We start from the raw sequence: 6,192 nt of genomic DNA, 5'->3' as shown, positions 1-6,192 counted from the left end.
GCCGAACCACGCACCACAGCCAACACCTGATGCCCATGACGCCGCGCATCCGACAACCGCTCAAGCACCAGCACACCCACGCCCTCGGACCAGCCGACGCCGTCCGCCGCATCGGCGAACGACCGGCACCGGCCGTCCTCGGACAGGCCGCCCTGGCGGGAGAACTCGACGAAAGTGGTCGGCGTCGACATCACGGTGACGCCGCCTGCCAGCGCCAGCGAGCACTCGCCCGACCGCAGCGCCTGTGCCGCCCAGTGCAGGGCGACCAGGGAGGACGAGCAGGCGGTGTCGACCGTGACCGCCGGGCCTTCGAAGCCGAAGGTGTACGACACGCGGCCGGAGGCGATGCTGGGGGCGCTGCCGTTGCCCCGGAAGCCCTCGAACTGTTCGTCGACCAGCATGTTGCCGTAGTCGTTGTACATCACGCCCGCGAAGACACCCGTCTGGCTGCCCCGCAGCGACACCGGGTCGATACCGGCCCGCTCCAAAGCCTCCCAGGTCGTCTCCAGCAGCAGACGCTGCTGCGAATCCGTCGCCAACGCCTCCCGAGGACTCATCCCGAAGAAGTCGGGGTCGAACTCCCCCGCCTCGTAAAGGAATCCGCCCGACCGCGTGTACGACGTCCCCGCCACATCCCGGTCTGCGTTGTACAGCGCCTCCACGTCCCAGCCACGGTCGGTCGGGAAGCCGCCCACCGCGTCCAGGCCGTCGGACACCAGCCGCCACAGGTCCTCGGGAGAGGCCACCCCACCCGGGTAACGGCAGCTCATGCCCACGATCACCACCGGATCGTCGGCCACCGGCGGCAGCGCCCGCACCGGCACCAGCGTCTCCACCGACTCACCGCCGAACAACTCGTCCAGCAGGTGGCCCACCAGCACGTCCGCCGTCGGGTAGTCGAACACCGCCGTGGCCGGCAGTCGCAGGCCCGTTGCCTTGTTCAGGCGGTTCCGCAGCTCGACGGCCGTCAGGGAGTCGAAGCCCAGATCCTGGAACGCCCGCGTCGGATCCACCGTCTCCGAACCAGCGTGCCCCAGCACCACCGCGATCTGCCCACGCACCAGATCGAGCAGCACCTCACGCCGCTCGGCCACCGCAAGCCCCGCCAGCCGCTGCACGAGACCGGCGGAGACGGTGCCCGAGCCCGCCGTGACCGACCGGCGTACGCGCGTACGGATCAGGCCGCGCAGCAGGGCGGGGATGTCGCCCTGCGCGCGCAGGGCCGCGAGGTCGAAGCGTACGGGGAGCACCACGGCCTCGTCGGCGGCGATCGCGGCGTCGAAGAGCGCCACGCCTTCGGCGGGCGACAGCTCCGGCATGCCCGAGCGGGCGATCCGCTGGATGTCGACGTCGGACAGGGTGCCGGTCATGCCTCCGTCCTGCGTCCACGGGCCCCAGGCCTGCGAGACGCCGGGCAGCCCCTGCGCGCGGCGGTGCCGGGCCAGGGCGTCCAGGAAGGTGTTGCCGGCCGCGTAGTTGCCCTGTCCGGGGCCGCCGAAGGTGCCGGAGACGGATGAGAAGAGCACGAACGCCGACAGGTTCAGGCCCTTGGTGGCCTCGTGCAGGTTCCAGGCCGCGTCCACCTTCGGGCGCAGGACCGTGGCCAGCCGCTCGGGCGTCAGGGCTTCGACGACGCCGTCGTCGATCACGCCGGCGGTGTGCACCACGGCCGCGACCGGATGCCGCGCCACCAGCTCGGACACGGCACCCCGGTCCGTCACGTCACAGGACTCCACGGCCACGACCGCGCCCTGCTGCTCCAGCTCAGCTACGAGCTCCTCAGCGCCCTCGGCGGCCGGCCCACTACGGCTGACCAGCAACAAGCTCCGCACACCGTGCTCAGCCACCAAGTGCCGCGCCACCGCACGCCCCAGACCACCGGTACCACCGGTGATCAGTACCGTGCCCTCCGAGCCCCACACAACCGGCCCAGGCTCGACCGGCGCCGGCACCCGGGCCAGCCGGGCAGCCAACACCTCACCGCCCCGGACAGCCAGCTCCGGCTCGTCCAGAGCGAGCGCCTGACGCAACAGGACCGACGGAGCATCCTCGTCGCCGCCCAGGTCCACCAGGCTGAACCGCCCGGGGTTCTCCGAGCGCGCCGAACGCACCAGACCCCACACGGCAGCGCCGGCGAGATCCTCGCCCGTCGTCGCGCCCCGCGTCACGAACACCAGACGCGAACCGGCAAACCGCTCCTCCACCAACCACGACTGCACCAGGCCCAGCGCCCACGCCGTAGCGGCATGGACGGACTCCACCACCCCGCCGAAGCCACCGCTGGAGGCCACCGGCACCGGCACCAGCACCACACCCGGGACGTCTGCTTCCGCATGTGCCGCCAGGGCGGCCAGGTCTTCGTAGGTGTCCGCCGGCAGACCAGCCAGAGCCTCCGTGCCACCGGACCCGACCACGGCCAGGGCCAGGGACCCGAGCGTCGAGGCCGGAGCCGGGAGCGGGGTCCAGTCCACCCGGAACAGGGAGTCGCGGCCGATCCCGTTCACCCCGGTCGCCGACCGGTCACCGGCGGCGACGGCTCGCAGAGTCAGCGTCTCGACCGAGGCGACCGGCCCACCGTCGGTGTCGGCGATCGCCACGGATACGGACTCGTCCCCGGTACGGGCGACCCTGACGCGTACCGCCGAGGCGCCGGAGGCGTGCAGGGAGACGCCTTCCCAGGAGAAGGGCACCACGCCGCGCGGCATGCCGTTGAAGGCGGTGACGTGCAAGGCGGCGTCCAGCAGGGCGGGGTGGAGCCCGAACGCCCCGGCGCCGGCCTCACCGTCGGTGGCCTCCGGCAGCATGACTTCCGCGAACACCTCGTCGCCGCGCCGCCAGGCGCTCCGCATCCCCTGGAACAGCGGGCCGTAGGCGAAGCCGCCTTCGGCCATGCCCTCGTAGAGACCGGTCAGATCCACCGGCTCGGCCCCGGCGGGCGGCCACACGCCGTCCCCGCCGAGGGGAGCGAAGTCGGCCGTGTGCTCCCCCACGGCCAGCACGCCGGTCGCGTGCCGGGCCCAGGGCTGGTCACCGGCGCCTTCGGGTCGCGAACGCACACTGAACGAGCGGTTGCCCGAGTCGTCGGCGGGCCCCACACGCAACTGCAGTTGCACGCCGCCCTGTTCGGGCAGTACGAGCGGAGCGGCCAGGGTGAGGTCGTCGATCCGGTCGCAGCCGACCTCATCGCCGGCGCGGATCGCCAGCTCGACGAAGGCCGTGCCCGGCAGCAGCGCCGAGCCCATCACGACGTGGTCGGCGAGCCAGGGGTGGGATTGCAGGGACAGCCGGGTCGTGAACAACAGGCCGTCGTCGTCGGACAGTTCCACCGACGCGCTCAGCAGCGGATGGCCCGTGGACTCCAGGCCCGCCGCGCCGACGTCGCCGCTCGCGGAGAGGGCGGCCGGCTTCGGCCAGTACCACTCGTGCTGGAAGGCGTACGTCGGCAGGTCGACGCTCCGGGCGCCGGTGCCCTCGTAGGCGGCGGCCCAGTCGACGTCGGCGCCCTGTACGGACAGCTGGGCCAGAGCAGCGAGAAGAGTGTGCTCCTCCGGCCGGTTCTTTCGGAGGACGGGGACGAGTACGGCGGCCTCGTCGGTCACCGACTCCCGGGCCATGGCCGACAGCACGCCGTCCGGGCCGAGCTCCAGGAACCGGGTGACACCTGCGACCTGCAACGCACGCACACCGTCCGCGAAACGCACGGCCTCACGGACGTGCCGCACCCAGTACTCGGCGGAGCCGAGCATCTCGTCCGAGGCCGGCTCACCCGTCAGGTTCGAGACCACCGCGATGGCGGCGGGCTGGAACGACAGGCCCGCCACCACCGCGCGGAAGTCGTCCAGCATCGGCTCCATCAACGGCGAGTGGAACGCATGCGAGACCCGCAGTCGCGTCGCCTTACGACCCTCACCCTCGAACTGCGCACGGATCGCCTCAACCGCGCTCTCCGCACCCGAAACCACCACGGACGACGGACCGTTGACCGCCGCGATCGACACCTCATCGGTCAGGTGCGGCAGAACCTCATCCTCCGTCGCCCGCACCGCAACCATCGCGCCGCCCGACGGCAGCGCCTGCATCAGGCGACCACGTGCCGCCACCAGCGCACACGCACCATCCAGCGAGAACACACCCGCCACATGCGCAGCAGCAACCTCACCAATGGAATGACCCGCCACAAAGTCCGGCCGGACACCCCACGACTCCACCAACCGATACAGCGCCACCTCGACCGCGAACAGCCCAGCCTGCGCGTATACCGTCTGGTTCAGCAGCTCCTCGTCCTCGCCCCAGACCACGTCCCGCAGCGGACGGTCCAGGTGCTCGTCCAGCCCCGCACACACCGCATCAAACGCCTCGGCAAAAACAGGGAACCGGCCGTACAACTCACGCCCCATCCCCAACCGCTGCGAACCCTGACCCGAGAACAGGAACGCCGAGCGCCCCGGGCGCACCGACCCCTCGACCACACCCTCGGCCACGCCCGCGTCCGTCTCGCCGGTCGACAGGGCCGACAAGGCCCGCGTCACGGCGTCCCGGTCGGCGGCGAGCACGACGGCGCGGTGGGGGAAGCTCGCGCGGCTCGTGACGAGTGAGAAGCCGAGGTCCGCGAGCGCGAGGGCGGGGCGGTCCTGAACGTGGTGCAGCAGGCGCCCGGCCTGGGCCCGCAGCGCCGCCTCGGTCTTGCCCGACAGCACCCACGGCACCACACCGGGTTCGACCGCAGGCCCGTCGTCCTCGGCCCCCGGCTCCTCGGCGGGTTCCGCCTGCTCGAGCACCACGTGCGCGTTGGTGCCGCTGATGCCGAACGCCGAGACGGCGGAGCGGCGCGCCCGGCCCGTCTCGGGCCACTCGATCCGCTCGGTCAGCAGCTCGACCGCGCCCGCGCTCCAGTCCACGTGCGAGGACGGGGCGTCCACGTGCAGCGTCTTCGGCAGCACGCCGTGCCGCATCGCCATGACCATCTTGATCACACCGGCAACACCAGCCGCAGCCTGCGCGTGGCCGAGGTTCGACTTGATGCCGCCCAGCCACAGCGGCCGGTCCCCGGGCCGGTCCTGGCCGTACGTGGCCAGCAGCGCCTGCGCCTCGATCGGATCGCCCAGCATCGTTCCCGTGCCGTGTGCCTCCACGGCGTCGACCTGGTCGGGGGACAGCTGGGCGTTGGCCAGGGCCGCGCGGATGACGCGCTGCTGGGAGGGCCCGTTGGGGGCGGTGAGGCGGCTGCTGGCGCCGTCCTGGTTGACGGCCGTGCCCCGCACGACGGCGAGCACCTGGTGGCCGTTGCGCCGGGCGTCCGCGAGCCGTTCGACGAGCAGGACTCCGACGCCTTCGGCCCAGGAGGTGCCGTCGGCCGCTTCCGCGAACGGCTTGCACCGGCCGTCGGCGGCGAGCCCGCGCTGCCGGGAGAACTCCGTGAAGAGGCTGGTCGTCGGCATCACGGCGACGCCGCCGGCCAGCGCCATGGAGCATTCGCCCGAGCGCAGGGCGCGGACGGCCAGGTGGAGCGCCACCAGGGACGACGAGCACGCGGTGTCGATGGTGACGGCCGGGCCCTCCAGGCCGAGGGTGTAGGCGATGCGCCCGGACAGGACGCTGGTGGCGCCGCCGGTGAGCAGGTGTCCCTCGGTCTCCTCGCTCTGCCGGGCGAGGGAGCCGTAGTTGGTGTCGGCGCCGCCGACGAAGACGCCGGTGCCGGTGCCGCGCAGCGACGCGGGGTTGATGCGGGCGCGCTCGATGGCTTCCCACGCCGATTCCAGCAGCAGGCGCTGCTGGGGGTCCATGGCCAGGGCCTCGCGCGGGGCTATGCCGAAGAGTTCGGCGTCGAAGTGGCCGGCGCCGGCGAGGAATCCGCCGTGGCGTACGTAGCTCTTGCCGGGCTTGCCCGGTTCGGGGTCGTAGAGCGCTTCGACGTCCCAGCCCCGGTCGGCGGGCAGGTCGCCGACCGCGTCGGTGCCGTCGGCGACGAGCCGCCACAGGTCCTCGGGTGAGGCGATGCCGCCGGGGAAGCGGCAGGCCATGCCGACGATGGCGATCGGCTCGTTGTCCCTGGCCTCGACCGACTCCAGTCGCTGCTTGGTGCGCCGCAGGTCGGCGGTGACCAGCTTGAGGTAGTCGCGGAGCTTGTCTTCGTTACCGGTGCTAGCCATGGGTGGGAACCTCCCAGTTCAGGAAAGATGTTTCGACCGACTG

The 6,192-nt window shown here is 72.3% G+C and carries 1 protein-coding gene; it reads right to left on the bottom strand.

The window, feature by feature from the left end; translation table 11 throughout:
- Positions 1–6,149, bottom strand: a 6,149-nt coding sequence (locus ABZ956_RS29945) for a type I polyketide synthase (RefSeq protein ID WP_361900460.1), incomplete at its 3' end; no start/stop codon positions are given.
- Positions 6,150–6,192 lie beyond the last annotated feature (43 nt).

Source organism: Streptomyces sp. NPDC046261, from assembly GCF_040646235.1.
Classification (GTDB): Bacteria; Actinomycetota; Actinomycetes; order Streptomycetales; family Streptomycetaceae; genus Streptomyces.
This window is presented reverse-complemented; position numbering and strand designations above follow the sequence as displayed.